Below are 22,675 nucleotides of genomic sequence, written 5' to 3'. Positions count from 1 at the left end.
TCCTCGTGTTCCAGCCAGCGAGCGAGGACTCTAGAGCGACCCGGAGCCGGAGTCGCGGGCCCGGTGCGCCTTCAGGATTCGCACGAAGCTCTCACGCTGACGTGCCTGGGAACGACGCAGTGGGTCCAGACTGGCGATCCAGAACGCGTCGAACAACGTCGGGTCCTCGCCGACCACCTCGACGAGCGCCTCGATGAAGTTGCGGACCCGCGCCGGCTCGCGTCGCGCGGAGGCAGGCACGAGCCGCCATTCCCGCTCCACCACCTCGCGGACCGCGTCCTCCTCGAAGACGACCACCCGGAAGACGATGCAGAGCGACCGGTCCGGGCGCTCCTCGGTGCTGAACCAATGGAGGAGCTTGTTGTCCGACTCGAGCCTGGGCCGTCCCTCCAGGAACGCCTGGAGCGCCTCCGCCGAGAGCTCCTCGCCGGGCAGGGGCGGCTCGCTGACGAGCTCCTCCGGCAGCAGGTCGAGCGCGGGGAGGTCCGGCGTGCCCTCGGGTGAAAAGCGCACGGAGCTGAACCGCTTGCCGTCCCCGCCGACGTAGGTCGAGAACGCGTCGAGCCGACGCGCCTCCACATCGAAGACATAGACATAGGACACGCTCCCGGTCTCATCCGGCGCGACCGGTAGGCCCGGGCTCTCCTCCGAATAGCGCTCCTCCTCCGTCTCGTCCTTCCCACCCATGCAGGTGGACCAACCCCAGGGGGCCTCGTCGATGAGCCGCGCCACCACGGCCTGGAGGTCGCCGCGGGCGCGCTCGACACACGCCAGGAGGTGTTGCCCGAGGCCCGTGGGATAGCCATCCCAGTGATGATAGACACCGCGCCAGGGCCGAGAGGAGACGTGCTCGGGGGTCCCCGAGCCCGACGTGTACACAGCGATTGCACCACGGGTCGACATGGGGCCGGAGTGTAGCGTCCAGCCCTCACGGCCTGTCGGACAATCACGCCTTCCAAGCGAAGTCACGCCTCACGGCCGGATGCCCAAAAGCGCCAGACGCAGCACCCGGCGCGCCGTGGGGGCATCCTGCTCGTTGGCGACCGCGATGGCGTTCACGAGCCGCAGCAGGTCCTCCGCCGTGGCGCCGGAGTGAATCGCGCCCGCCGAGGACGCCCGCGCCACCAGCCCGTTCAACACCTCGAGCAGCATGTCCGTGCAGCACAGCTCCCAGGGTGACAGCCCCTCCGGGCCCGCGAGCAGCGCGGCGGCGAGCCCGCGGTGCGTCGCCGTGTAGACCGTCACCTCCTCCAGCCAGGCCGCCAGCTCCGCGGCCGGATTCCTGCCCGGCTGAGCGGACGCCATCGCACACAGCTGCGCGACGCCCTCCCGGAACACCACCTCCAACAACGCCTGCCGCGTCGGGAAGTGTCGGTGCAGCGTCGCCGAGCCCACCCCCGCCCGCCGCGCAATCTCCTCGAGCGACGCCTGCGCGCCATCCCGCGCGACCAGCGCCGAGGCCGCCGCGACGATCCGCTCCCGGTTGCGCTGGCCATCCACTCGCAATGACTTCACGCGCTCCACGACACCTGTCTCCTCACCGCGACGCGCCCCCACAACCGGGGGAGCCCTCCACATTCAACCACGGAATGGCACGGGGGGACGCCACCTGCCGTAGGGCCGCCGTCACCCAGGCGGTTCGGGACCCAGGCCCCCCCGTGTCTCCCGCTCGCCCGCAATGGCAGTCAGCGCTCGACATGGACACACACACGAGTTCCATCCATCCGGGGATTTCCTGTCAACACGCTGTTTCATTTCGATTCATTTCAGGAAATCCAAACCAGTACCACTTAGATTGATTTTGCGGCAAAACATCGGCTCGGCCGCTAGCATAGACATCCCGCCGGGCATGACGGGCGTCCGCCCATTCCTGGCGTCTTCCTTCAAGGACTCATCACTCATGTCACACCCTCGCACCCTCTTTGTGCGCGCTCTTCGGGGCGCGTTGCTGTCCTCCGTGTTGCTCGCCGCCCCTGCCCTCGCCGAGGAGACGCACTGGGGCTATGCGCAGACCGTCGACCCCGAGCACTGGGGCGAGGTCGCCGGTGGCGCGCTGTGTTCCACGGGCATCCAGCAATCCCCCGTGGCGCTGTCCACCTCCGGGGCCACGCAATCGAATGTGCAGGCGCCCAGCTTCCACTACGGCACCAGCCAGGTGCGCATGGTGAACAACGGCCACACGGTGCAGTTCAACTACGACGTGGGCAGCACCCTGCGCCTGGGCGACCAGGAGTACAAGCTGGCGCAGTTCCACTTCCACACCCCCAGCGAGCACACCCAGAACGGCGTGCACCATCCGCTCGAGGTGCACCTGGTGCACACCGACGCGGCGGGGACGCCCAGGGTCGTGGTGGGCGTGCTCATCGAGGAGGGCCTGGTGAACGCGGCGCTCTTCACCGCCTTCCGTCACCTGCCCCGTCACGAGGGTGAGACCAGCACGCCGCTGGGCGCGCTCATCAACGCCAGCGCGCTCCTGCCGTTCAACCGGGCGTTCTTCCACTACGCGGGCTCACTCACCACCCCCCCGTGCAGCGAGGGGCTGCAGTGGTTCGTGATGAAGAACCCCATCCAGATGTCCGACTCGCAGATCGCCGCCTTCGAGCGGCTGCCGCACCTCAACCCGAACAACCGCCCCGTGCAGCCGCTGAACGGCCGCGACGTGGGGCTCCAGTCCGCGCACTGAGGTCAGGCTCGGGGGCACTCCAGAAGCTTGGGGGGCCCCCACCCTGTTCAATCCGCCGACAAGCGGTGGGGTCCCCCGCTTTCGACCCGTCCGTCCTTCACGGACCCGACAGACGTCGTGTTGAGACAGAGCTCGAGGCGGCCCAGAGGATGCCGCCCTGTTTACAGACAAGCACTGCCAGCCGAGGCAGGTGCGGAATCCCGCTGCCTTGACAAACGGGGGGCCCCTCCGTATTCAACGACCATAAACGGTGGGGTCCCCCACTTACGAGAGGAGCCGCCGATGCGCCGCCACCCGACTGTCCTCGTCACCGCCGCCACGGGGAGACAGGGCGGAGCCACGGCCCGGGCCTTGCTGACCGAAGGCAGCACCTCGGTGCGTGTATTGGTGCGCAATCCGGAAGGGCCCAACGCCAGGGCGCTCGCGGCGGCGGGGGCCGAGCTCGTGGTGGGAGACCTGGACGACCTCGCGTCACTGCGCGCCGCCTGCGCGGGGGTCCAGGGGGTCTTCTCCATGCAGTCCCCCATCGTCTCCGCGACGGGCGTCGACTTCAGCAAGGAGGTCCAGCAGGGCAAGAACCTCATCGAGGCCGCGCTGGCCGAGCGCGTGGAGACGTACGTGCACACCGCGACGTCCGGCGTCGGGGACCACCGGAACATCGAGGGTTGGGCGGAGGGACGCTGGAAGGAGCACGAGGTCTACTGGGAGAACAAGCTCGCCACCTGTGAGCGCGTCCGGAGCGCCGGGTTCAGGCACTGGACGCTCATCCTGCCGGCCACCTTCATGGACCACGCGATGCTGGACACGTCCGCCTTCGTCGACGGGCACCGGTGGGTGACGGTGCTCGAGGCGGACCGGCCCATTCCCTTGATTGCCCCGGAGGACGTGGGCAACGCGTCCGCGGCGGCCCTCCTGAACCCCGCGCGGTTCCACGGGGTGACGCTGCAGCTCGCGGGCGACGTGCTCACGCCCCGGCAGATGGCGGAGGTCCTCTCCCGCGTCGATGCAAAGACCTACACCGTCCAGTCCAGCACCATCGAGGAGGCCGTCGCCGCGGGCCTCCATCCCGGCGTGGCGCGAGGGCTGACCTACATGAACGTCGCCCCCGCGCTGGCCCGGCCCGAGCTCGCCAGCGACCTGGGGCTCTCGCTCATGCGCTTCGAGCCCTGGTTGCGCCAGCGCCGTATCCAGGCACCCCGTGAGGCGCTCAGTACGGGCTCGCCGTCGGGCGGATGATGATTTCGCTCACGTCCACGTCCGCCGGCTGGCTGATGGCGTAGGCGATGGAGCGGGCGACGGCTTCGGCGGGAATCGCCACCTTGCGGAACTCACGCATCACGTCGCGCGCGTTCGAGTCGCTGATGCTCTCCGCCAGCTCCGACGTGGTGACGCCCGGGGAGATGACCGTCACGCGGATGTCCCCGCCCACCTCCTGACGCAGCCCCTCCGAGATGGCCAGCACCGCGAACTTCGTGGCGCAGTACACCGCCGCCGTCGGACTCACCGCGTGCCCGCCGATGGACGACAGGTTGATGACCTGCCCGGACTTCTGCCGCTTCATCACCGGCAGCGCCGCGGCGATGCCGTGCAGCACGCCCCGGATGTTCACGTCGATCATCCGGTCCCACTCGTCCACCTTCAGCTTCTCCAGCAGCGACAGCGGCATCACCCCCGCGTTGTTGATGAGCACGTCCAGCCGCCCGAACGCCTCCACCGTGAAGCGCACGAAGCCCTCCACGTCCTCGCGCTTCGTCACGTCCACCGCGCGCACCCGCACCTCGCCTCCCGCCGCCGTCAGCTCCTTCGCCAGCACCTCCAGCCGCTCCTGCCGGCGCGCGCCCAGCACCACCTTCGCGCCCTGCTGGGCAAGCAGGCGGGCCGCCGCCTCGCCGATTCCGCTGCTCGCTCCGGTGATGGCCACCACCTTGCCCTGGATGTTCGTCGTCATGTGCACGTCCCTCGATGGATTGCCCGGTGCCAGGAGGGCGCCGGGGACATGCACACCTTCTCAACCGAGGGCCTGGGGGCGTTATCCGGATGCTCGCCGGCTCTTGCCTAATCCTGCACGGGACGTTTGACTGCCTGCCATGAAGCGCGCCCCACCCTCGGCGTCCGCCCCGAATCCCAGCCTGGACGAGCTGGCGACGCTCCTCGCGCGCCACACGCCCGCGGACGGCATCCACGCCACCGCCATCCCCCGGCTCTCGCTCATCCGCGCCTCCGCCCCCACCCCGGAGCTGCACGCGCTGCAGGCCGCCGCGCTGTGCATCGTCGCGCAGGGCCGCAAGCAGGTGCTGCTCGGTGACGACGTCTATGTCTACGGGACGGACCAGTGCCTGGTCGCCTCCATGGACCTCCACGTCACCGGCCAGGTCATCGAGGCGACGCCCGCCAGGCCCTACCTCTGCTTCCGGCTGGACCTGGAGCCCGGCCAGCTCAGCAGCCTGATGATGGAGGCGGCGCTGGAGGCGCCCGAGGACCGCGGCGTGGCCCGGGGGCTCGCGCTGGGCCCGGTGGCGGCACCGCTCCTGGACGCGACGTCGCGGCTCGTGCGGCTCCTGGACACCCCGCGCGACATCCCCGTGCTCGCGCCGCTCATCACCCGGGAGATTCTCTACCGCCTGCTGTCCGGGGAGAACACCGCGCGGCTGCGGCGCATCGCCATGGCGGACAGCCGCCTGGACGCCATCGCCCGCGCCATCCACTGGCTCAAGGCGCACTACGCCGCGCCCCTGCGAATCGAAGACCTGGCGCGCACCGTCCACATGAGCCCGTCCGCGCTCCACCACCACTTCAAGTCCGTCACGGCGATGAGCCCCCTGCAGTACCAGAAGCAGCTGCGCCTGCAGGAGGCCCGTCGCCGGATGCTCGCCGAGGCCATGGACGCGGCGATGGCCGGGCACTCCGTGGGCTACGAGAGCCCGTCCCAGTTCAGCCGCGAGTACAGCCGGATGTTCGGCGCCCCGCCGTCGCGGGACATCGCACGGCTCCGCGAGTCGCTCGGAGCCGTGCAGTGACGCCGTCAGCGGGGCGCGCCGCGCAGCTCGTCCATCAGCGCCTTGGCCGTGCGGCCGTCATGCACGCTGAAGTCGGCGAGCCCCGGGTGGACCTCGGAGCCGAGCGCCTGGATTTCACCCGACGCCGTCACCCGGAGCCGCCCCTGCCAGCCCCCGAGCACGTGGTACGCGCCCGGGTGCTTCGCCGCGGGGATGAGGAAGAAGATGGCCTCCTCCGCCAGCCGCAGCACGGGCTTGTCATCCGGCTCCATCCGGTGGCCGTCCGGCGCCAGTCCCCCCAGCTCGACGATCTCCAGCTTGCTGTCGGGCCCGAGCTTCGCGCCCCCCAGCGCGACCAGCCCCTCTTTCGCGCGGGCGACGTCCGACACCACCAGCGTGGAGACCGTCAGCGGCGTCTCCGCGTAGCGGTCTCCCGCCTCCTCCGGCGTGAAGTACCGCTGGGCCTTCTCGTTCCAGCCGTAGACGCGCTGAACCGCCGGACGCGACGACACCACCCGGGCCTGGACGATGACGCCCGACTCGCCCACCATCTCCTTGAAGCTGTCGTGCGTCACCCAATGCACCGTCATCGGGTGGCTGTGCTCCACGGACTCGAGCGGCTGGGACACCGGTTGCGCGACCTCGGCGGACGGCGCCTCGCGAGCGCAGCCCATCATCGCGCCCCAGACGCACGGGAGCAGCAACAGCCTGCGTGCCTTCTTGAATTCATGCATGGCGTTCTCCTTTCCTGGCGGCCCGTCAGGGATACAGCGCGTTGAGGCCCTGCGCGTCGCAGCCGCTGAGCGTGGCGGGGTTGGAGCACTCGGTGCAGGGGTTCATCACCCGGCCCTGGGTGCAACCACAGACATGCTTCATTCCCACCGCGTGCCCCGTCTCGTGCTCGGCCAGCCACAACCGCCAGGTGGCGTCCGCCGTGACGCGGCTCAGGTTGAACTGGATCATCGCGCCGCCCCGGTTGATGCAGTTGTTGGCGCCGATGCCGCCCGGGTACGTCGTGTAACCCCACCACGTGTCGGAGGTGTTGGCGTCCCAGTAGTCGATGTCGTGGTTGGAGTGGTTGGAGCCGTCCGTGTTGAGGTACAGCGTGTTCCCCGGCGCCGCGGGCGGGTTGTTGAGGTTCGTCCAGGCCTGCGGCACCTGGCTGATGGACGAGTGGTTGTAGACGTTGACCGAAGTCCAGTGCTGGGAGCCGCTGTAGGTGATTCCGCACCACTTCCAGCCCGACAGGTTGTAGCAGGCGTTCAATCCCCCCGAGCCGCAGTCATCGCGGGTGCAGGCCTGAGCGTCGGGCGAGGTGAGCCCTCCGAGCGCGGCCACCATCGCGATGGCGGCCGTCCGGTTCCAGAGCGTTCGCATGAGCCGTTCCTCTTGGCGGGGCGTGGGCTACTGACAGGTGATGCCCGGCAGGCCCTGGTAGGAGCCCTGGGACGTCCACAGGGAGATGGTGCCGCCGCAGCCCGGCGTGGCCGCGTACGGGTCATCCGTTCCCCACGTCGGGTCGGAGAACTCGAAGTGCAGGTGAGGCCCCGTGGACGCGCCCGACGAGCCCGCCTTCGCAATCCAGTTGCCGCAGGGGATGTTCGCGCCCACGCTGTACTGGAAGCTGAACTTCTTCAGGTGGAAGTACTTGCTGCGGCGGTTGTCCGAGTGCCGGAGAATCATGTAGTTGGCCGCGCGGATGCCGCAGTTGGCGTTGGGGTCGTCCTTGTTCCAGGCCAGGCACCGGTCGTAGAATCCGTCGACGGCGCTCTCCAGGACGCCGGAGGCGGCGGAGATGACCCAGACGCCCGCGTCCATCGCCGCGAGGCCGCCCGACAGCGAGAAGTCCGTGCCCAGGTGGCCGTAGTAGGTCCAGCCCTGGCACGTCCAGTCCTTCACGCCCCCCAGGTCCTTGTACGCGCCGACATAGCAGCCGCCGCTGGCGCACTGGCCGGGGTTCATGGACATGGGGAAGCGGAACATCGTGCCCGCCAGCGCGGACGCGGGCGCCACCAGCAAGGCCCCCACCAGCAGGGCCTGCAGCTTCATCGAGAGCGTCGTCTTCACCGGGCACCTCCTTCCCGCACCGCCACACCGGTGCGCACATCCAGCGTCCACTGCTCGCCGCCGCCGGCCGCGTAGCGCAGCCGGTCCTCGGACAACCACTCCATGGCCCCGGTGTTGATGGGAGGCGGCACGAAGTTCGCGGGCACGCCGTCGCGCAGCGCGCCGGCCTTCAGGCCGACGTTGGTGAGCTGCACCGGCTCCGCGCCATCCAGCGTGGTGCGGAACCACGACGCCATGGTGGTGCGTCCCGACACGAACACCACCGTGCGCCCGTCCGGGGACATCGTGCCCATCGCATCCAGACCCGGCCCGTCCGCCACCACGGTGACGCGGCCATCCACGCCCACGAAGCCCACCGCCGTCTCATGGGACTCGGCGCCGGTGCGCGACAGGGTGGCCACCACGCCATCGCCCTTCACGGACGGCGCCAGGTCGCCGAGCACGCGCTGCGCCAGCAGGCGCTCCCGGCCCGAGTCCTCGCGCAGCCGCAAATCTCCCTCCGGGGTGAGCAGCAGCGTCTTGTCGCCCAGCGCGCTGGCCTCCGCGTACTTGAAGGCGCGGTCCACCACGCGCACGGTGCCCCGGGCCTCGTCGTAGCGCAGCACCGCCAGCCTCGGCTGCAGGTCCGTCCCCGGCGGGGGTGCCTCCTCGATGACGCCCAGCACCGTCTGCGCGCCGCGGCCGTGCAGCGTGGCGACGAACGCCTTCGCGCCGAACTCCTTGGCGAGCATGGGCTCCACCGCCGCGCGCATCGCCCGCACGCGAGTCACCTCGCGCGACGCCCCACCCTCTTCCGCCTGAGCGACCGGCCCCGACAGCAACAGTCCGGCCACCGCCATTCCCAATGTCTTCATCACGAGACCTCACTGAACCTTCATGATTGCAATGCAGCCATGCCCGGCCGACACACGGCTCCGGGCACACGGCGACTCACCACTGACGAAGGGCGCGGGTGTCCCCATGCGGGGCATCGGGACGTGGGAAGCACGCCCTTCGCCCCCATGACCGACGGGGCGGATTTACGTCCCATTTCCCGGCGCGACGGACCGGACCACGGCGCCAGGGCGCGGGTCTCCAGGTCCTTCTTCGCCAAGGTGGCCGACCTTGTTCACGCCTCGAGGGCGGCCACCGTGAACGGCACGACTACACGCCGCTGGGCGTCACTCGGCGCCCGGCAACAGCGGGGGCGCGGAGAAGAACAGCAGCCCGCGGCTCAGCATGGGCATCCAGGCGCCGTAGTGGTCCTCGCCCGGGAACTCCAGGAACCGCACCTCCAGCCCGCCGCCCAGGGCGGACAGCTCGCCGGACAGCTCGCGGGTGTTGTCGACCATCCGCCGCTCGACGGCGAGCATGCCCCGCTCACCCTGGCTCTTGCGCGGCGTCTGCTCGAGCCCCCCCACCGTGAGCAGCACACGCGCCCTCACCGGCGTCGCCGCGTGGTGCGCCAGGAAGGACGGCTTCCCGGTGAGCACGTGGCGGTGGTTCCACCAGAGGGAGGGGCTGCCGGCGATGAACGTCTGGAACGACGTGGGCCGCGTGAAGAGCGCGTGCACCACCAGGAGCCCACCATAGGAGTGGCCCATCAGCGCCGTGCGCGACGTGTCCAGCGGCAGCCGCGCCGCGAGCGCGGGCTCCAGCTCCTTCTTCACGAAGTCCAGGAAGCGGTCCGCTCCCCCCTGCTTCTTCGAGAACCAGTCCCCCGTGTTCGACAGGTCCGGGGCCGGCGGCGTGTAGTCCTCACCGCGCGCCTGGTCACTCGCGGCCGTGTCGCCCGGGTAGCCCAGGCCGACGATGATGGGCGGCGCGGCCGGCACCCCGAAGCCCTTGGCGAGCCTGGGGAGCGCACGCGACAGGCGCTCCAGCGTGGGGAAGTGCGAGCCCCCATCCAGCAGGTAGATGACGGGGTGGCCCGCCGCGGGCGCGGGGCCCTCCGGGATGGCCACGAACATCCGGTGGGTCCGCCCCGTGTGCGTCGACGCCAGGTCGAACTGGAACGTGCCCGGCAGCGTCACCGGCGCCCAGTCCACCTGGACCACCGAATCGGCGCGGGGCGTGGGCCCCGAGGAACAGCTGGCGGTCAACAGCCCCGCCGCGAGGAACAAGGGGATTCGCATCAGGTGGCCCACTCCTTGGGAACAGACGGCTCCTGGCCGGGGCTCGCGGCCGGAGCGCCCAGGGACCAGACACTGTCCTGGGGACCCGTATGCGCGCGTCGGGACGTCGCCCGCGCCATCCAGGCGAAGCAGAAGGCCCCCAGGAGCGCGGTGAGGTCCACGCCCAGCCCGTCCAGCGTCGCCCAGGGGCCGAGCCCCGGCACGAGCCACCCCACCACCGTGGTGAGCGGAATGGCCAGCGTGCAGAGCGCCGCGCCCCACAAGAGGTCGATGGACGCGCGCGCCGCGCCTCGCGCCAGCGCATAGCCGATGGAGGCGAAGAAGACCGCGTAGTAGCCGTATTGGTGGAAGACCCGCACGTCCGCCACGTGGGCGCCGAGCCACTTCGCCAGCGCCAGGGTGAAGGAAATCCCGCTCACGCAGCCCAGGCAGATGCCGACGGTGACGGCCGCCATCCAGCGCACGTCCCGCCGCTGGACGGGCAGCGCTCCCGCGACGCGCGCCTTCTTGCGGCGCGTCTCCACCCAGAGCACGTTGCCGCTGTAGAACAGCCACGCGCCGCTGAGCGCGAGCAGGAAGTAGATCCACTTCACCGGCGGGCCGCCGAAGGTCCCGAAGTGCAGCGCGAAGAAGCTGCTGATGAGCGTGACGGGAGCGGACATCTGGCCCGGGAGGAAGTCGGTGGACTGCACCTTCCCGCTGTACGGGTCCAGCGCCACGAACCCTCCGAGCGCGCGCGGAGACAGCGCCGCCGGGTCATGCCCCCACACGCGCACCAGGGCGCGAGGCGTGGCGACCTTCACGTACTGGAGCGAGTGCGGCTCCAGCGCGGGAGCGGCGACCCGCGCCCGGGCGAGCAGCTCCGCGGGCGGCAGCATCGTGGTGGGGTCCGGAGCGCTCCGGACGTCACCGGCCGCCGGCCTGAAGCCGGCGCGCAGCGTCCCGCCGTGGATGAGCTGGTCCTGCACGTCGTAGATGATGTCGTGGAGGCCGAACACCGCCGCGGTGATGGCAATCAAGAGGTGGAACGGGAGGCTCGCGATGCCCACCACGTTGTGCGCGTCCATCCACCACCGCTTGAGGCCCTTGCCCACGCGCAGCGCGAAGAAGTCCTTCACCAGGGACGGCAGGACGATGACCAGCCCCGACAGCAGCGCGAGCGCGTAGAGCAGCGAGATGACGCCCGTGAGCACGCGGCCCACCTCGGTGTCGAAGGGCAGGCCCACCACCCGGTGCAGCACGTCGATGAACTCGCCCACCTTGCTGGGGTGTCCCTCGGTGACGACGGCGGCGCCGTCCGCCTGGAGCGTGGCGTGGAACCAACGCTCGCCGAGCACGTCGTGGTCCTCGTCGCCCTCGTTGCGGTGCCAGCTCATCGGCGAAGGCGCCTGGGCCGGCGCCGCCTCGAGCGCGAGGGTGAACTCCTCGGCCACCTCGGGGTGCTGGGCCAGGGTGGTCGTCACCAGGGCGTGCAGCTCCGCGGAGGACCTGGGCTTCGAGGAGGCGCGCTCAGCGGGCGGAGTGGCCCAGCGGGCCAGCGGGTCCTTGAAGACGGTGAAGGCGCCCGCGTAGAAGCAGATGAAGAGCCCCAGTCCGGCGACGATGCCGGCCCAGGTGTGGACGACCTTGTAGACCTTGATGAGGGCGGAGCGCATGGGAGTGCCGGCGGGGGTCAGGGGTTGCGCAGGAGCAGGAAGGCGCCCCAGGTGAGCACCGTCGCGCCGCCCAGCCACAGCCAGGCGCGCGGCCCCGTCCTGAAGAAGAAGCAGCCGCCGACGACGCCCATCCACACCGGCACCACGCTCCACATGACGAGCTGGTTGCGGGGGCTCGTCGCCATGGGCGCCAGGGCCAGGGACAACAGGCCGCTCACGCCGAACGCGAGCACCAGCCCCAGCAGCACGCCCGCGAGCGTCTTGGAGAGCCAGTCCGGCCGGAGGACCTCCTCATCGCCGCCCGCCATCACCGAGCCTCCCCTCGCCCGACGAGCAGCGCCGCGTACGGGAGCAGCATGAGGAGCAGCGTCGTCCAGACGAAGAGCACGTAGAGCGCCACCCAGGGCTGGAGCGACTGCCCCAGGAGCGGCAGCGCCGCGAGCACCAGGAGCGAGCCCACCCAGCGCGCCGGACGCGCGGGCAAGGCGGCGCGCAGCAGGCGCTGGTGGCGCGAGGACAGGTACAGGCCGAGACATCCCCCGAGGGAGAGCAGCAGCGCGAGGGGGACGAAGGGATTCATGGCGCCCGGGGAAGCAAGGGACAGCGGGAGCAAAGGCCCCCGCCGGGACACGGCGGAGGCCCTGCTCGAGGAACAGCGAGGACTAGCGGATGCGCAGCAGGCCGCGCACCTGGCCCTCGACGACGGTCTTCGCGTCACCCAGGCCCGTCTGCGGGCTCATGATGCGGAAGCGCGTCTGGGCGTTGTCGTTGACGAACTCGGGCAGCACCAGGAACTCGCCCGGGTTCTGGGGAATGGTGCGGCCGTTGGTGGGCACCAGGTCGTCGCGCACCACGGCCGTCGCCGTCGGAGCGTCGCCGAGCGTCACCTCCCACAGGCTCCACCACCCGCCCGTCGAGGCATGGCTGCCGTGGAAGGGCCGGCCACCCGCCACCGCGGCGTCGAACGCGACCTGCGCGGCCGCCTTGTCCATCACCCGCACGTAGCCCTTGCCGGGCGCGCCGGGCAGCAGCATGGACGCGATGTCTCCGTCCGTGCCGGGAGAGACGAAGGCGTCGAGCGTGGTGAACCAGTTGTCGAACTCGCCCGTCGCGGGGTCGAAGCGAATCATGCACGGCTTCGCCGCCGTCGTGGGCGACACGAAGTGCGCGCCGGCGGCGAGCGACTCGGTGGCGTAGTAGATCTTCCCGTCCGTGTGCTTGACGCCGTCGCGCGCCCAGCCGCAGCGGGTGTCGGTCTTCACCGTGACTTCGTCCGTCTGCGTATCCACGATGACCAGCGCTGTCTTGGCCGGAATCGTCTTCACGTCGGCGGCGTGCCAGCCACCGGCGATGATGACGTCATTGCCCGCGGTGACGGCCAGGCTCTGCGAATAGCGGAACGTGAACTCGCCGTCCTTGAGCTGCGCCGTCAGGTCCTTGGAGCCGATGAGGGACAGGTCCTTCGGGTTCCAGATGACCAGCTTGTAGTTCACGTGGTCGAAGTAATAGGCCTTCGACTCGCTGACGAAGTAGTGCTGGGACTGGTAGCCGTTGGTCGCGCGGACGCCGTAGCCGGTGAAGGACAGCGCGGCCTCCGGCACGAGCGCCCCGGAGGCGTTGAGCGTGTAGGGCGTCATCGTCGGCTGGGTCGAGCTGCTCACGAACAGCTTCCCGGCACCCGGGTAGCCCGCGACGATGTACGCGTCCGCGGTCAGCTCGAGGGCGTTGGCGATGCCGACGGTCTTCGCCTCCTGGATGTCGTCCACCGTCACCAGGTAGCTCTGGGTGTTGCCTCCGGCGATGGGCACCTGGGTGATGAGGGCGTAGAGCGGGTCCGGCGTCCCCGCGTCCGGGTCCGTCGGGTTGCCGGAATCCGGGGTCGGCGTCGGGTCATCCGAATCCGAGCAGGCGGTGGCGAACACGGCGAGAGCGAGCAGTGCGGACTTCAGCTTCATCGGGCTTCCTTTGGCGATGACATCCTGAAAGGGGACACGGAGGGCGGCTCAGAGGTCGACGGTGAGGCGCGCGGACAGGGCGCGCCCCGGCCGCTGGACACCGACGAGGTCGAAGGCGGCGGCGTCGGTGAGGTTGTGGAGGTTGACGGAGAAGGAATACGCGCGCCGCTCGAACCGGGCGCGGTAGGTGAGCGCGGTGGAGTGCAGCACCTGCGTCGGCACCGACTGCTTCGTGCCGCCATTGCCCGCGCTCTCCCAGGAGCGGTCGAACGAGCCGACGACGCGGGTGGTCCACTCCAGGCCGAGCGCGTCCTCGCGGGAGAGCAGCCGGCTCACCTGGAACCGCGCGGTGCCGGTGGCCTGCAGCCACGGGAGGTTGGGCATGCGGTCGCCCTTGAAGCGCGCGAACTGCCCCTCCTGCGCCAGGTTCTTGAAGTCGAGCCAGGTGACGGCGCCGGTGAGCCCCACCCAGTCACCGGGGGAGTCCCAGTCCAGCCCCGCGTGCGCGGTGACGGAGCGGGCGTGGTCCACGTTCTCGTAGGCCTGCGTGGTGTCGCCGGGGAACAGCTGGATGAGGTTCTCGATGTCGCGCAGGCCCGCTGAAGCGTTGGCGCCGAAGCGGCCCACGGGCGTCACCCACGAGAGCAGCTCCACGCCCACGTTGGCGTTGTGGCTCGACTCGGGGAGCAGCGCCGTGCTCTCCACCAGCAGGCCGCCGTCGCCGAAGAGCTCCTCCACCCGGGGCATCCGCGTGGTGCGCTCGTAGGACGCCTTGAGCAGGAGCCAGCGCGTCACGCTGAAGCGCAGCGTGTCGCCGTAACCGCCCGCCCACCGCGTCTCCGACAGCTGCGCGTTCGTCCCCGAGGAGAGGCGCTGCACGTAGCCCTTCACGAACAGCGTGTTCTCCAGCCGGCCCTCCCACAGGGACTGCCGGTGGGACAGCCCTCCGAAGCCGGACGTGAGCCCGAGCGGAATCCGCAGCGGGTCCTCCTGCCCCAGCCGGGTGAGGTAGGCGTTCTCGCCCGTCCGCTCGCTGTCGTCGGCGCCGAGCGACAGCTCCAGGTCCTCCACGTCGAGCAGCGTCCCGAGCAATCGCACACGTCCGAACAGCGTCTGCCGCTTCTGCGTGTTCTCCAGCGGGGACGAGCCAATCTCACCCGCCCGTGCCTGGGTCCCCTGGCAGACGCCATACCAGTCGTAGAGACAATCCGAGACATCGTACAGCTCACCGATGCGCTGGTTGTATCCCGCGATGGCCAGCACCTTGAGCCGCTCGTGGGCGGACACCTCGTAGCGCAGCCCCACGCCGTAGCTCTCCTGCCCGGAGGTGACGGCGCCATAGGGGCGAATCATCAGCTGGTCGTGCGGGACTTCCTTGTCGTACTGGCCCAGGTAGCCGGTGAGCACCAGCCGGTCGAGCCCCGGCAGCGACTCGACGCCCAGCTCCAGGCTCCCTCCGGAGCCCCGGTAGGCGTCATGGCTGCGGTTCAGCGCGCGAGGTCCCACCCGCCCGGTGACGGGGTCGGCCACGGGGACGGTGACGCGGTAGTCGTTCCGGGCCCGGTCATGGAACCCCGCGGCGCGCACGAAGACCTGCTCGTTCGCCCGCCACGTCACCCGGCCGGTGCCGCGGTAGCTGCCGAAGGAGCCCGCCTGGAGCGACAGGGACGCGCCCGTCTCCGGGGCCGCCAGGTCCGAGCGCAGGTGGATGGCCCCGCCCAGCGCGTCCGTCGCCAGGCGCACCGGGACGACGCCGTTGAAGACCTCCATCTGCCGGATGAGGGAGACCGGGACGCTCCCCAGCCCGTAGACATACGGCGAGTACTCGATGGGCACGCCGTCGAGGAGGACTCGCACCTGGTCGCCGGAGAGGCCGCCCAGGGACAGCTGCGTGCGGCTGCCCAGGCCGCCCGTCCTCTGGACCTGCACGGCCGAGGCGCGCGTCAGCACCTCCGCGAGGTCCTCCGCGCGCTCATGGGCCTTCTCCAGCTCCACCACGTCCACCGCCTCCGAGCCACGCACCAGCACGCGCGCCTCGGTGGCCTTGCCCCGGACAATCGACGTGAAGGAGGGCAACTCCGGCTCCGGGGGGACCTCCGCGGGCGCCTGGGCCACGGGCGCCTCGTCCACGGGCTGCTGGGGCGCGGGGCCCTCGGCGACCTGGGGAGCGGGGGCGGCGAGGACGAAGTGGTGGATGAACTCGAACTGGCAGGCGACGGGGGTGCCGTCCTGCATCGCGGGTGTGAAGCTCGCCTTCGCCAGCGCGTCCACGGCCGCCTCGTCGAGCCCGTGGCCGAGCCCCTCGACGACCTGCGCGCGCGTGACGCGGCCCTCCTCGTCCAGCGTCAGCAGGAGCTTCACCGCGCCCTCCACCTTCGCGGCCAGCGCCTGGGGGGGATAGACGGCCTCCGGCTTGGACAGGAGCACCGGGGGGACGACGCCGCGGGCCGGCGCGCTGGCCCCCTCGGGCGGCGTCGGGCTGGCCGGCGCGGCGACAGCGGGCCCCGAGGGCTCACTCGCCTCCTGGGCTCGCGCCGCTCCCACCGACAGCAGGGACAGGAGCACGAGTGCGGAGAACGAAGAGGTCGGCGCGAGGGCGCCCCGCCAGCGACGAGGTGTGGGCATGTTCAAGGGGTGCGGGTCGGAGCTCCCAGGTCGATTTCGATATTGAATCTCATATTCATTATCGACGCGCACCCCTTTGTCCTATCAGTGGTGGCGGTGGGGGTCAATCCGGGAGGACCTCCCGGGTCGGAACAGGGGGCCGTCCGGAGACCTGCGCTACTGGGACTGATGGGGACGGCGACTCGCGACACGCAATCCTTGCGCGGGGAGGGAAGCCCGGCGGGTGTCCGGTGGCGGACTCCGCGCCTTTTCACGCTCCGGGCAATTCCTGCTCAACTACGACATGCTCGCCCCTCACAAAGACAAGCCAGACACCTGCCCCCCCCACACGACCCGTGGAGACGCTCCGCGGATACGGAGGCCATCGCATCATGAGGACCCGTCTTGACTGCCTGTCTCCCGAAGTCATCGCGAACCTCCACGCCCACCTGGCGGAGCTCCGACGCCAGGGTCCCATCGTGCAGGTGGACCCGGGCGGCATGTGGGCCGTCACCCGCTACGACGAAGCACAACACGTGCTCAAGTCGCCGCAGCTCTTCTCCTCCACGGGGATGCGCCTGGCGTTCCAACCGGAATGGCTCGGACGCACCAATCCCCTGGGGGAGTCGCTCCCCTTCCTGGACCCGCCCCAACACGGACGCCTGCGGGCACTCATCCTTCGGGACTTCACCTCCTCGGCCATCAAGCGATTGGAGCCGCGAATCCGCGCCATCACCCGCGAGCGCATCGCGCGGATGCTGGAGCGGCGGACGGTGGACTACATGGAAGCGCTCGCCGTGCCCATTCCCGCCACCGTCGTCTGCTGGCTGCTGGGGTTGGACACCGCGCTGCTGAAGCACTTCGAGCGCTGGTCGCATGACATCGCGCTCATCGGCGGTGTCCACCCGGAGGACACGAAGCAGATGGAGCAGTGCCGCCGGACGCTCGACGAGATGGAGCGGTATGTCCAGGACGCCCTGGACGCGCGGCGCAAGACGCCCGGCGATGACTTGATGAGCGATCTGCTCCAGGCCAGCGCGGGCGGACAGGCCCTGACTGCACAGGAGCTGATGAGCTTCTTCTTCGTGCTGTTCACCGGCGGGGTGGAGACGACGACCTATCTCATCGGCCAGAGCGCCCGGATGCTCTGCCAGCACCCGGAGCTGCTCCTGCGTCTGCGGGAGACGCCGGACCTCATCCCCCGCTTCGTCGAGGAGACGCTGCGCTACGAGCCCTCCGCCGTGGCCCTGCTGCGCACGTGTCTGCAAGACGTGACGGTGGCGGACACGGCGCTGCCCAAGGGAAGTGTGGTGCTGGTGTCGCTCGCCTCCGCGGCCCGCGACGAGAAGGTCTTCCCCGACGGCGACAGGTTCATCCTGGGGCGGGAGAACGCGCAGCACCTCAGCTTCGGCCACGGCATCCACTACTGCCTGGGGGTGACGCTGGCGCGGATGGAGGCGAGCATCGCCCTGGAGGAGCTCATCCCCCACGTGAGCCGGATGGAGCTGCGCACGGAGCGCATCGACTGGACGACGTCGCTCGTCGTTCGCGGGCCGAAGACGCTGCCCATCGAGCTCTTCCCCTCCTGAGGCCCGCAGTCCGCCCCGCACGACGCGTCCCGCGGCAAGGTGTCCGGTGGTGGACTTCGTCGCCATCACTTTGCCGAGCAATATTCACGCGGCTCCAGCATGTTCGAATACTGCAAAGACAAACAGGCAGACAACCAAGGCAGGGCTCCGGCGAGAATTTTCGTCACAGCATCGCCTCATGTCCCCTGCGGGCGAGGGCGCACCCCGCAGGACCGTGTTCCAGACGCTCGTCGCACAGGGTTTCACCGCCTCATCCATCCGAGGACCTGGAGGCCACCCACATGAGTCCCCGTATCAACTTCCTGTCGCGAGAGTTCATGGAGAACCCCCACCCCCACCTGGCGGAGCTGCGACGCCAGGGCCCCGTCGTCCAGGTGGAGCCCGGCGGCATCTGGGCCGTCATCCACCATGACGAGGTCCAGCACGTGCTCAAGTCCCCGCAGCTGTTCTCCTCGTCGGGGCTGCGCTTCGCCTTCTCTCCGCCGTGGCTCGGACGCATCAACCCGCTCTCCTACTCCATCGCGTTCATGGACCCGCCCCACCACGGGCGGCTGCGAGCCCTCGTCACCCAGGCCTTCACCCCGAAGGCGCTCGCGCGTCTGGAGTCTCGCGTCCACGCCACCGCCCGGAAGTGCGTGGATGACATGCTGGAGAAGCGCAGGGTCGACTTCGTCGACGCGCTCTCCACCCCCATCCCCGCGAGTGTCATCGGGCATCTGCTCGGCCTGGACGAATCCAGGCACGCGCAGCTCAAGCAATGGACCACCGACATCGCGACCATCAGCGGTGTCGCGGCGGATGACGCCGCGGGGACGGCGCGGTGCCGCGCGACCGTCGAAGAGCTGGATGGCTACTCCCGGCGGCTGCTGGACGACCGGAGGCGCGAGCCTCGCGAGGACATGGTCAGCGAGCTCCTCCAGGCCCGGGTGGGCACGGAGGCGCTCACCGACGATGAGCTGGTGGGCTTCTTCGTCGCGTTGCTCGTCGGCGGACTGGAGACGACGGTCAGCCTGCTCAGCCACTGCGCACGGCTGTTCACGATGCGGCCGGAGCTGCTGCCCCGGCTGAGAGCGATGCCCACGCTCATCCCCCGGTTCATCGAGGAGACCCTGCGCTACGAGCCCCCCATCCTGTCCGTCATACGCACGTGCACCGAGGACGTGACGCTGGCGGGAGTCCCCTTGCCCAAGGGAGCAACCGTCCTGCTCTCGCTGGTCTCCGCGTCGCGTGACGAGAAGCACTTTCCCGACGGGGACCAGTTCATCCTCGAGCGGGAGAACGCCCAGCAGCTCTCCTTCGGCCACGGCATCCACTTCTGCATCGGGGCGAGGCTCACGCGACTGGAGGCGCGCATCGCCCTGGAGGAGCTCGTCTCCCGCGTGGACCGGATGGAGCTGCGCACGGAGCGCCTCGAGTGGACGCCGTCCCTCATCGTTCGAGGGCCGACGACGCTGCCCGTCGAGCTCTTCCCCGTGTGAGGCGGGGTGTCCCACGGGAAGGGGCGCGGACCCGCCGTGGTATAGGGTCCGCGCATGCGGATGATCGACAGCGTGGAGCTGCACCCCCAGCGCGCACCGGCGCCGCCTCGCGCGGCGTCCACGTCCATCGCGAAGGACACCGTCCCCTACGTCGAGTTCCTCGCGTTCGAGCCAGGCGGCTCCCTGCTGGTCGTCGAGGCGCCCAACCTCGCCAGTCAGCTGGGTCGGCTGGTGCGACGCAGCGGCCCCCGCTTCGACGTCGAGGCCGAGCTGACGGGCCTGCGCGGCCCCGGCGCGCTCTCGCCGGGGGGGCGCTGGCTGCTCACGGGTGGCGCGTTGTTCTCGGGACAGGCGGCGTGCTGCCAGGTCATCGACCTGCACACCTTCCAGGTCGTGCACACCCTGTCCGTCATGCGCCCCTTCGTCTGGGTGGACGATGCGCACTTCATCGCCCAGTCGCCGAACTGGAGGACCGCCGTCACGGAGGAAGGAGTGACGCGGACGGAGACGCGACGCGTGGACCCGGCGCTCGCGGCCGCGGTGCCCGCCCTGGTGACTCCGGAGCCGTCGATGGTCCTCGTCTCCCTGGCCTCCCTCGACTGTCGGCCGTTGCTTCCCTCCCTCCTGCTCGATGAGGAGACCTGCGCCGTACTGTCGCCCGACAAGGACATCCTCTACACGGCCACGTCCTTCTCCCGCGTGTCCGCGGTGAGGGTCTCCGACGGGCAACTGCTCTGGCAGCGCCCACCGTCACGGCTCGTCACGCAGGGCACCATCTACGCCATCGCGCTCGACGCCTCGACGAACCGACTGGTGACGGTGGGCGGCGGCGTGGAGCACGACACGCTCGTGCTGGATGCGAGGAGCGGTGACGAGCTCTCACGCCACTCCCTGGAGAAGCTCACGCGCGGAATGCCCCCGGGGCCGAGCACCCGCGGGGACGCCGTCCACTTCCGCGAGGACGGCCTGGGTGTCATCGGCACCAACAACGGCCTGGTCATCGAAATCGGAACCGATGGGCGCTGGTGCGCCTTCAAGGCGGGAAACCGCTCGCACCGAGCCATCGCGTTCTCGCCCGACGGCGCGTCCATGCTTCTCGGAGGCGCGGAGAAGAACCTGCGCGTCGTCCCGCTCACGACGCGCTGAGCGGCGCATCAGGAGTTCCTGGCCCCGGAACTGGCAGCCCGTCACCGCGCGCCCCAGGCTACGGGCGCACCATGTTCACGGGCACAGCCCCCGTCAGGTCCTCCACGCTGTCGAAGAGCAGCTGGCCCACGTAGTTGAAGTTGTGGGCCCACGCGCCCTTGTCCTTCCGACTCAGCTGGTAGTTGTGCGTGGCCTTCACGAGCGCCGGGGTGAAGGGCGCGAACGCGTTGGACGAGACGGCCTCCGTCGCGCTGCACGTGCCGTCCTTGTCCGTGTCCTTGAAGAAGTACGGATTGACGTCTCCGTTGTAGCAGAGGCCGTTGCTCGTCACCGTGCGCATGGCGGCCAGCAGGCGCGCGGCCATGCCATCCACCTCCGCCCGGAGCAGCTCCGTGGTGTTGCCGTCCCCGTCGTAGTCCTGGAGGTGGACGTTGCGAATCTGCTCCGCCGACTCCTGGTCGGCGTGACACGTCTCGCACCGCGTGCGCCACACGTCCGCGATGCGGAAGGTGTGGTTGCTCACGCCGGGGACATGGCAGCTGGAGCACTGCACGCCGCCCAGGTGCGACAGCCGCCCGGCGTACGTCTTGCCCGGGTACTCGTACCCTGTCTTCGCCAGCGCGCCCTCACGCGTCCCGGCGGCGGGCATGTAGTGGACGTTCTGGAAGCGGGGCGTGCCTCCCGCCGCCAAGGCATTGTCGAGCGTGGCCTTCGACGCGCGTCCGATGTGGCAGTTCGCGCAGAGGTTGTCCTGGCCCGGCAGACTCACCGTCGTGCCATCCGGCAGCCACGTGCGCGTGGGGACGAACACGTCGTAGTCCGGCGCGAAGCTCTCGTGACACGTGGCACACTCCAGTCCGTTGGCCGTCTCCGGCACCGCCTGCCCCACGCCGTACTGCACGAAGAACCGGTAGCCCTGCGCGCCGCTGTGGCAGCGGGAGCAGCTCGCCTGCACCGTCTCGCTCGCGTCCCAGTTGCGCGCCGCCTTGCTCGCTCCATTGAAGTGGCCGGGGTCGTTGCGCACCAGCAGCGAGGTATCGAAGGGGGTCGTCAGCGCGCCGTTGAGCGACTGAATCGAGTCGTGCAGGAGCTGGATGATGTACTTCGCGTTGTGGGCGAACGCGCCCGGGTCCACGCGGGCGAGCTGATAATTGAAGGCCGCCTTCTGCAGCCGTGGCGTCCAGCTCTTGTAGGCGTTGGTGCCCACGACCTCGGCCGTGGAGCACGCGCCGTCACCGTCTGCATCCCGGAACCAGTAGGGATGTGCGTTGCCGTAGCAGAGGGGCTGGGCCCGCTCGGCGCCATAGCGCTGGAGCGTGGCGAGCAGCCTGTCGCGCAGCCCCTGAATCTCGAAGTAGATGCCCTCGGAGCGGTTGTTGTCGCCGTCGTAGTCCTGGTTGCGCGAGGCGATCTGCCGGATGTTCCACGCCTGGGTGACATCGGTGACGCCCGGATGGCACGTCGCGCAGGCGTCCCAGCGGACGCGGGTGCTGTGCGGGTCATGGCACTCGTTGCACTTGTCGAAGTCCGGCACATGGCGGAAGCGCGTGTCGTAGACCTGCCCGGCGTACTGGTAGCCACCGGCCGCCTGGGCGGCGAAGAGCGTGGCGGCCGCCGGGTAGTAATGGATGTTGGTGAAGCCCAGCGCCGCCGAGGCCGTGTCCTCCCCCACTCCCGCGTCGGCGACCTGCGCGTCGATGTCCTTCCCCGCGGCGCGCCCCTGGTGACACACCATGCACCGCGCCTCCGCGCCCAGCCCGGTGACCTCCTTGCCCGAGGGGAACGTGACGGCCGTCAGCCGCGAAGCCGCGGCGTCATGGCACGTCTCGCACCGCACCACGGACTCCGTCCTGCCCGGCGCGTCCACCCGTCCTGGGGCGGAGCCGTCCCCGCCCAGGAAGTCGATGTAGCCCTCCGAGCTGTGGCAGCGCGCGCACGTCGCGGGCACCATCCCCTCCTCGTTCCAGTGAGAGAAGGCCTCCGCCGTGGTGTCCGCGTGCGGCGAGCCCGCCCAGGCCACGTAATAGGGCACCTGCGACGGGTCCACGCCGGCGTCCCCCGCCGAGGGCCCGACGACCACCACCGCGTGACGCCCCTCCAACCGCGAGCGCTTCCCGACGACCTTCACCGCCGTCTCACCCACGCTGACGCCCGTCACCAATCCCGTGTCGTCCACCGTGGCGATGGCCGGGTCCTCGCTCTCCCACGTGTAGCCGTCATCCGTGGCCTCGCGCGTGGCGGCGCCGAGCTGGAGCGTCTGTCCCAGCAGGACCGAATGCGCCCCGCTGGTCGTGATGCCCGGGTTGGCGTTCTCCAGCTTCGCGCAAGCCACGAGGAGACAGGGCAGCGCGGCGACCAGGAGCAACGTCGTTCGTCTCATCGGGTCCC

20 protein-coding genes are annotated in these 22,675 nt (G+C 70.1%); 6 read left to right on the top strand and 14 right to left on the bottom strand.

Annotation, left to right across the window (positions count from 1 at the left end):
* Nucleotides 1-30 precede the first annotated feature (30 nt).
* Together K8625_RS38455 and K8625_RS38450 are read right to left on the bottom strand one after the other, a co-directional pair.
* Nucleotides 31-903 (bottom strand): hypothetical protein, encoded by an 873-nt coding sequence (locus tag K8625_RS38455; protein WP_223785508.1) that lies wholly within the window; start codon nucleotides 901-903, stop codon nucleotides 31-33.
* A gap of 69 nt (nucleotides 904-972) precedes the next feature.
* Nucleotides 973-1,515 (bottom strand): TetR/AcrR family transcriptional regulator, encoded by a 543-nt coding sequence (locus K8625_RS38450; RefSeq protein WP_223785507.1) that lies wholly within the window; start codon nucleotides 1,513-1,515, stop codon nucleotides 973-975.
* A gap of 385 nt (nucleotides 1,516-1,900) precedes the next feature.
* On the opposite strand from K8625_RS38450, the gene K8625_RS38445 reads away from it, so the two are divergent.
* Together K8625_RS38445 and K8625_RS38440 are read left to right on the top strand one after the other, a co-directional pair.
* Nucleotides 1,901-2,683 (top strand): carbonic anhydrase, encoded by a 783-nt coding sequence (locus tag K8625_RS38445; RefSeq protein WP_223785506.1) that lies wholly within the window; start codon nucleotides 1,901-1,903, stop codon nucleotides 2,681-2,683.
* Nucleotides 2,684-2,965: 282 nt separating this feature from the next.
* Nucleotides 2,966-3,919 carry an NmrA family NAD(P)-binding protein gene (locus K8625_RS38440; protein ID WP_223750300.1) on the top strand — a complete coding sequence of 318 codons (954 nt, stop codon included), beginning with the start codon at nucleotides 2,966-2,968 and terminating at the stop codon, nucleotides 3,917-3,919.
* Here the strand turns inward: K8625_RS38440 and K8625_RS38435 are convergent.
* A complete protein-coding gene (locus K8625_RS38435) occupies nucleotides 3,891-4,631 on the bottom strand; it encodes an SDR family oxidoreductase (RefSeq protein WP_223750299.1) in 741 nt (246 codons plus the stop codon). The genes K8625_RS38440 and K8625_RS38435 overlap by 29 nt on opposite strands.
* Before the next feature lie 139 nt (nucleotides 4,632-4,770).
* On the opposite strand from K8625_RS38435, the gene K8625_RS38430 reads away from it, so the two are divergent.
* Nucleotides 4,771-5,700: an AraC family transcriptional regulator gene (locus K8625_RS38430; protein ID WP_223750298.1), complete on the top strand. Its 930-nt coding sequence runs from the start codon at nucleotides 4,771-4,773 to the stop codon at nucleotides 5,698-5,700.
* A gap of 5 nt (nucleotides 5,701-5,705) precedes the next feature.
* Here the strand turns inward: K8625_RS38430 and K8625_RS38425 are convergent, their stop codons facing one another.
* The 10 genes from K8625_RS38425 to mxcH form a co-directional block, all read right to left on the bottom strand.
* Nucleotides 5,706-6,413 (bottom strand): hypothetical protein, encoded by a 708-nt coding sequence (locus K8625_RS38425; RefSeq protein WP_223750297.1) that lies wholly within the window; start codon nucleotides 6,411-6,413, stop codon nucleotides 5,706-5,708.
* 25 nt (nucleotides 6,414-6,438) lie between these two features.
* The gene (locus tag K8625_RS38420) at nucleotides 6,439-7,056 is read right to left on the bottom strand and encodes a hypothetical protein (RefSeq protein ID WP_223785505.1); all 618 of its coding nucleotides are present in this window, start codon (nucleotides 7,054-7,056) and stop codon (nucleotides 6,439-6,441) included.
* A 27-nt stretch (nucleotides 7,057-7,083) separates the two neighbouring features.
* Nucleotides 7,084-7,746 carry a M23 family metallopeptidase gene (locus K8625_RS38415; RefSeq protein ID WP_223750295.1) on the bottom strand — a complete coding sequence of 221 codons (663 nt, stop codon included), beginning with the start codon at nucleotides 7,744-7,746 and terminating at the stop codon, nucleotides 7,084-7,086.
* Nucleotides 7,743-8,600, bottom strand: coding sequence for a hypothetical protein (locus K8625_RS38410; protein ID WP_223750294.1), 858 nt, complete (start codon nucleotides 8,598-8,600; stop codon nucleotides 7,743-7,745). Before K8625_RS38410 ends, K8625_RS38415 begins: the two co-directional genes overlap by 4 nt.
* Before the next feature lie 306 nt (nucleotides 8,601-8,906).
* Nucleotides 8,907-9,860 (bottom strand): alpha/beta hydrolase, encoded by a 954-nt coding sequence (locus K8625_RS38405; protein ID WP_223785504.1) that lies wholly within the window; start codon nucleotides 9,858-9,860, stop codon nucleotides 8,907-8,909.
* Nucleotides 9,860-11,515 (bottom strand): PepSY domain-containing protein, encoded by a 1,656-nt coding sequence (locus K8625_RS38400; RefSeq protein ID WP_223750292.1) that lies wholly within the window; start codon nucleotides 11,513-11,515, stop codon nucleotides 9,860-9,862. Before K8625_RS38400 ends, K8625_RS38405 begins: the two co-directional genes overlap by 1 nt.
* Before the next feature lie 17 nt (nucleotides 11,516-11,532).
* Nucleotides 11,533-11,823: a hypothetical protein gene (locus K8625_RS38395; RefSeq protein WP_223750291.1), complete on the bottom strand. Its 291-nt coding sequence runs from the start codon at nucleotides 11,821-11,823 to the stop codon at nucleotides 11,533-11,535.
* Entirely contained in the window at nucleotides 11,823-12,095 is a 273-nt protein-coding gene (locus K8625_RS38390; RefSeq protein ID WP_223750290.1) for a hypothetical protein, read from the bottom strand. Before K8625_RS38390 ends, K8625_RS38395 begins: the two co-directional genes overlap by 1 nt.
* Before the next feature lie 82 nt (nucleotides 12,096-12,177).
* On the bottom strand, nucleotides 12,178-13,470 hold the full coding sequence (locus K8625_RS38385; RefSeq protein WP_223750289.1) for a hypothetical protein: 1,293 nt from the start codon (nucleotides 13,468-13,470) through the stop codon (nucleotides 12,178-12,180).
* Nucleotides 13,471-13,518: 48 nt separating this feature from the next.
* Nucleotides 13,519-16,095, bottom strand: coding sequence for a TonB-dependent siderophore myxochelin receptor MxcH (mxcH, locus tag K8625_RS38380; protein WP_223785503.1), 2,577 nt, complete (start codon nucleotides 16,093-16,095; stop codon nucleotides 13,519-13,521).
* A gap of 371 nt (nucleotides 16,096-16,466) precedes the next feature.
* Between mxcH and K8625_RS38375 the strand changes: the two genes are divergently transcribed.
* The 3 genes from K8625_RS38375 (at nucleotide 16,467) to K8625_RS38365 (ending at nucleotide 20,287) form a co-directional block, all read left to right on the top strand.
* A complete protein-coding gene (locus K8625_RS38375; protein WP_223785502.1) occupies nucleotides 16,467-17,663 on the top strand; it encodes a cytochrome P450 in 1,197 nt (398 codons plus the stop codon).
* 281 nt (nucleotides 17,664-17,944) lie between these two features.
* Nucleotides 17,945-19,141, top strand: coding sequence for a cytochrome P450 (locus K8625_RS38370; RefSeq protein ID WP_223785501.1), 1,197 nt, complete (start codon nucleotides 17,945-17,947; stop codon nucleotides 19,139-19,141).
* A gap of 54 nt (nucleotides 19,142-19,195) precedes the next feature.
* Nucleotides 19,196-20,287: a hypothetical protein gene (locus K8625_RS38365; protein WP_223785500.1), complete on the top strand. Its 1,092-nt coding sequence runs from the start codon at nucleotides 19,196-19,198 to the stop codon at nucleotides 20,285-20,287.
* Nucleotides 20,288-20,345: 58 nt separating this feature from the next.
* Here K8625_RS38365 and K8625_RS38360 read toward each other — a convergent pair whose 3' ends face one another.
* On the bottom strand, nucleotides 20,346-22,667 hold the full coding sequence (locus K8625_RS38360) for an Ig-like domain-containing protein (protein ID WP_223785499.1): 2,322 nt from the start codon (nucleotides 22,665-22,667) through the stop codon (nucleotides 20,346-20,348).
* Nucleotides 22,668-22,675 lie beyond the last annotated feature (8 nt).

The sequence above is a fragment of the Myxococcus sp. AS-1-15 genome (assembly GCF_020037055.1).
GTDB lineage: Bacteria > Myxococcota > Myxococcia > Myxococcales > Myxococcaceae > Myxococcus > Myxococcus fulvus.
Note: the sequence above shows the minus strand (reverse complement) of the source record. Positions and strands in the feature narration are given on the sequence as shown.

Coding starts and splice junctions, on each gene's coding strand:
- K8625_RS38455 (WP_223785508.1), bottom strand. CDS start 903: ATGTCGACCCGTGGTGCAATCGCTGTGTACACGTCGGGCTCGGGGACC.
- K8625_RS38445 (WP_223785506.1), top strand. CDS start 1,901: ATGTCACACCCTCGCACCCTCTTTGTGCGCGCTCTTCGGGGCGCGTTG.
- K8625_RS38440 (WP_223750300.1), top strand. CDS start 2,966: ATGCGCCGCCACCCGACTGTCCTCGTCACCGCCGCCACGGGGAGACAG.
- K8625_RS38435 (WP_223750299.1), bottom strand. CDS start 4,631: ATGACGACGAACATCCAGGGCAAGGTGGTGGCCATCACCGGAGCGAGC.
- K8625_RS38430 (WP_223750298.1), top strand. CDS start 4,771: ATGAAGCGCGCCCCACCCTCGGCGTCCGCCCCGAATCCCAGCCTGGAC.
- K8625_RS38425 (WP_223750297.1), bottom strand. CDS start 6,413: ATGCATGAATTCAAGAAGGCACGCAGGCTGTTGCTGCTCCCGTGCGTC.
- K8625_RS38420 (WP_223785505.1), bottom strand. CDS start 7,056: ATGCGAACGCTCTGGAACCGGACGGCCGCCATCGCGATGGTGGCCGCG.
- K8625_RS38410 (WP_223750294.1), bottom strand. CDS start 8,600: ATGAAGACATTGGGAATGGCGGTGGCCGGACTGTTGCTGTCGGGGCCG.
- K8625_RS38405 (WP_223785504.1), bottom strand. CDS start 9,860: ATGCGAATCCCCTTGTTCCTCGCGGCGGGGCTGTTGACCGCCAGCTGT.
- K8625_RS38400 (WP_223750292.1), bottom strand. CDS start 11,515: ATGCGCTCCGCCCTCATCAAGGTCTACAAGGTCGTCCACACCTGGGCC.
- K8625_RS38395 (WP_223750291.1), bottom strand. CDS start 11,823: ATGGCGGGCGGCGATGAGGAGGTCCTCCGGCCGGACTGGCTCTCCAAG.
- K8625_RS38390 (WP_223750290.1), bottom strand. CDS start 12,095: ATGAATCCCTTCGTCCCCCTCGCGCTGCTGCTCTCCCTCGGGGGATGT.
- K8625_RS38385 (WP_223750289.1), bottom strand. CDS start 13,470: ATGAAGCTGAAGTCCGCACTGCTCGCTCTCGCCGTGTTCGCCACCGCC.
- mxcH (WP_223785503.1), bottom strand. CDS start 16,095: ATGCCCACACCTCGTCGCTGGCGGGGCGCCCTCGCGCCGACCTCTTCG.
- K8625_RS38375 (WP_223785502.1), top strand. CDS start 16,467: ATGAGGACCCGTCTTGACTGCCTGTCTCCCGAAGTCATCGCGAACCTC.
- K8625_RS38370 (WP_223785501.1), top strand. CDS start 17,945: ATGAGTCCCCGTATCAACTTCCTGTCGCGAGAGTTCATGGAGAACCCC.
- K8625_RS38365 (WP_223785500.1), top strand. CDS start 19,196: ATGCGGATGATCGACAGCGTGGAGCTGCACCCCCAGCGCGCACCGGCG.
- K8625_RS38360 (WP_223785499.1), bottom strand. CDS start 22,667: ATGAGACGAACGACGTTGCTCCTGGTCGCCGCGCTGCCCTGTCTCCTC.